Origin of the sequence: Nonomuraea sp. NPDC052116 (assembly GCF_040680035.1) — a bacterium.
Classification (GTDB): domain Bacteria; phylum Actinomycetota; class Actinomycetes; order Streptosporangiales; family Streptosporangiaceae; genus Nonomuraea; species Nonomuraea angiospora_A.
Genome location: NZ_JBFAWA010000102.1, coordinates 1 through 2,168, shown reverse-complemented (window position 1 = coordinate 2,168; position 2,168 = coordinate 1). Strand labels below are relative to the sequence as shown.

At 68.4% G+C, this 2,168-nt stretch carries 3 protein-coding genes; 1 reads left to right on the top strand and 2 read right to left on the bottom strand.

Going from position 1 to position 2,168, the window contains the following annotated elements; genetic code table 11:
- Nucleotides 1-560: D,D-peptidase/D,D-carboxypeptidase VanY-N (vanY-N, locus tag AB0L65_RS62845; RefSeq protein ID WP_364267595.1), on the top strand; the 560-nt coding region annotated here is incomplete at its 5' end.
- Between the two features lie 42 nt (nucleotides 561-602).
- Here vanY-N and AB0L65_RS62840 read toward each other — a convergent pair.
- Complete coding sequence (locus AB0L65_RS62840; RefSeq protein WP_364267592.1) at nucleotides 603-1,250, bottom strand: hypothetical protein; 648 nt, start codon at nucleotides 1,248-1,250, stop codon at nucleotides 603-605.
- 207 nt (nucleotides 1,251-1,457) lie between these two features.
- Nucleotides 1,458-2,168: AbfB domain-containing protein (locus AB0L65_RS62835; RefSeq protein ID WP_364267589.1), on the bottom strand; the 711-nt coding region annotated here is incomplete at its 5' end.

Below are 2,168 nucleotides of genomic sequence, written 5' to 3'. Positions count from 1 at the left end.
AACCACGCACCATCCCCCTTCGGCCCCGAGACCGGCTGTATGCCGTGGTCACGCTGGTGCTGGCCGTGCTCCTGCTACCTGCGGCGTTCCTCCGCCGCCCCGGCCAAGCCCGCGAACGCGCCTGCCACTGGGCGCTGCGGATGCGATTCCCGGCCGAAGACCTGACCGGGCTCACCGACGGCGCCAGGGCGGCGTTCACCGCGGCCCGCACCGAGGCGCTGTGGCGTCACGGCCAGCTCCTCGGCCTCACCTCGGGCTACCGCGACCCCCTCGTCCAGCAACAGATGTTCGAGGAAGAGGTGCGCCGCCGCGGCTCCGCGACCTTGGCACGCATGCTCGTGCTCCCACCGGCGGAATCCTCCCATGTCAAGGGCATCGCGCTGGACGTGCGCCCCCACGAAGGCGCGCGCTGGCTCGAGGAACACGGCGCCCGCTACGACCTGTACCGCATGTACGACAACGAGTGGTGGCACTTCGAACACCGCCCGGACCGTGGCGGCAGGCCACCACGACGACGGCCCCACCCCGGCGTGCACTACGTCATCGACAACGAGGACTAGACGGGGACTAGACGTACTCCAGGCCCGTCAGGTTCGCTGGGATCAGGCACCGCCGGTCGCGCGGATGGTGTTGGTCAGGCTGCGGCACATGGCGTCCGAATCAGCGATCCACAAGATCATGAACTTGTATCCCCGAGCTTCTCTGGACTCGGCATCGGCGCAGAACTTCGGTGCCGGCGGGCCGTCGGCGCGGAAGCCGACGTCCGGGAGGAACGGCACCTGCTTCAGCAGCAGGCAGATGGCCTCCTCCGCGGCGGCTTCCAGATCCCCGCGCACCACTGCCACCAGGCCCACCGACCAACCGTACTTCGGGTCCTGGTAGATCGACACCGCCAGGTGGTCGTTCTCGTAGGCGCAGTCCACCGCGTCGGCGGCCACGGTCACCCGGGTGGCGAAGGTCCTGAGCCCCTGACGGAAGGAGCGCAGTTCCGCTTCCTCGGCCATCTTCTGCTCCGGGATGACATCCAGAGCCATGCCGATCAGGCCGTTCACACCGAGGCAGGGGTTCGTGGCGATCCGCTCGACTCCCTCCGGGGAGGGCAGCAACGACCGGGTGATCGGGCCTGCGGCGGGACAGAAGCCCTTCTTGGGCGGCGCTTTCGTCTGGGCTGCCTGAGGGGGTGTGTCTTGTAGAGGGAAGTCCTCGCACGCGGTGACGAAACTCAGCGCGAGGATGGCCGTCAGCAGCATGCTCAAGGGGGAGCGACGGGACATGGGAGTCCTTCCGGCACCGGAGGCAGTCCCTTGGATGCTTCCTGGCGGCGGCGGAAATGGCATGAGTAGCCCCTACTCATGTGAGCCGGCCGCCTCGCCCACCAGGGTCCGGGTCGAACGGCCGGCTGGTGCCGCGGCGGGCGGAGCCGTCCTCGGGCCCGAGGACGGCTCCGCCCGGGGTGCCTACGCCCAGGGCGAGGCGACGACCCAGCTCACGTCGTCGGCCCACGAGGTCGCGCTGTCGAAGGTGTTCGATCCGCCCTCGCTGCCGATGTAGACGATGTTGTTGTAGTGACGCAGCAGGCGGTTCGGGAAGTTGAAGGAGGCCCACGAAAGGCCCTGGCCGTTCATGCCGGGCTGCGGGCAGAAGGTGGCGTCGTTGGCGAACAGGGCGCTGCCGTCGTTGGCGTTGCGGTAGAGCTGGTAGTTACTGTGCCGCAGGTAGCTGCCGGGGTAGTTCTTCGACTCGAACGACACGCAGGAGCTGTAGGCCAGGCCGTTGCGCACGATCCATGTGGCGTCGTTCTTGTCCAGGGACGAGCTGCTGGAGGTGATCACGGACGTGACGGCCTGGTCGTTCTGGTGGCGGATGTAGCGGCCGGTGCAGCAGGCCGTCGTCGCGCGCAGCGAGATCGACGTGCCGGCGGCGGGTGTCCCGCTGGGGCGGGCGGCCGTCGTGTAGCCGACGGCGACGATGTTGGCCTGCACCGCGTTCTCGGTGGTGTCCGTCGGATAGCCGGAGGTCATCACGCCTTCGTAGAAGGTGCCGGCGGAGCCGTTGCTGTTGTCTCCGCCGATGCCGAGGATGATGGCCCCTTCCTTCTTCATCGGGTTGTAGCCCGCGACGTTGGGGCGTGCCCCGTTGTAGTAGGTGGACAGGTTGCCCGACTGGGC

What these genes read in the sequence shown, in the direction of transcription:
- AB0L65_RS62840 (WP_364267592.1), bottom strand. Translation starts at nt 1,250, where the DNA reads ATGCTGCTGACGGCCATCCTCGCGCTGAGTTTCGTCACCGCGTGCGAG.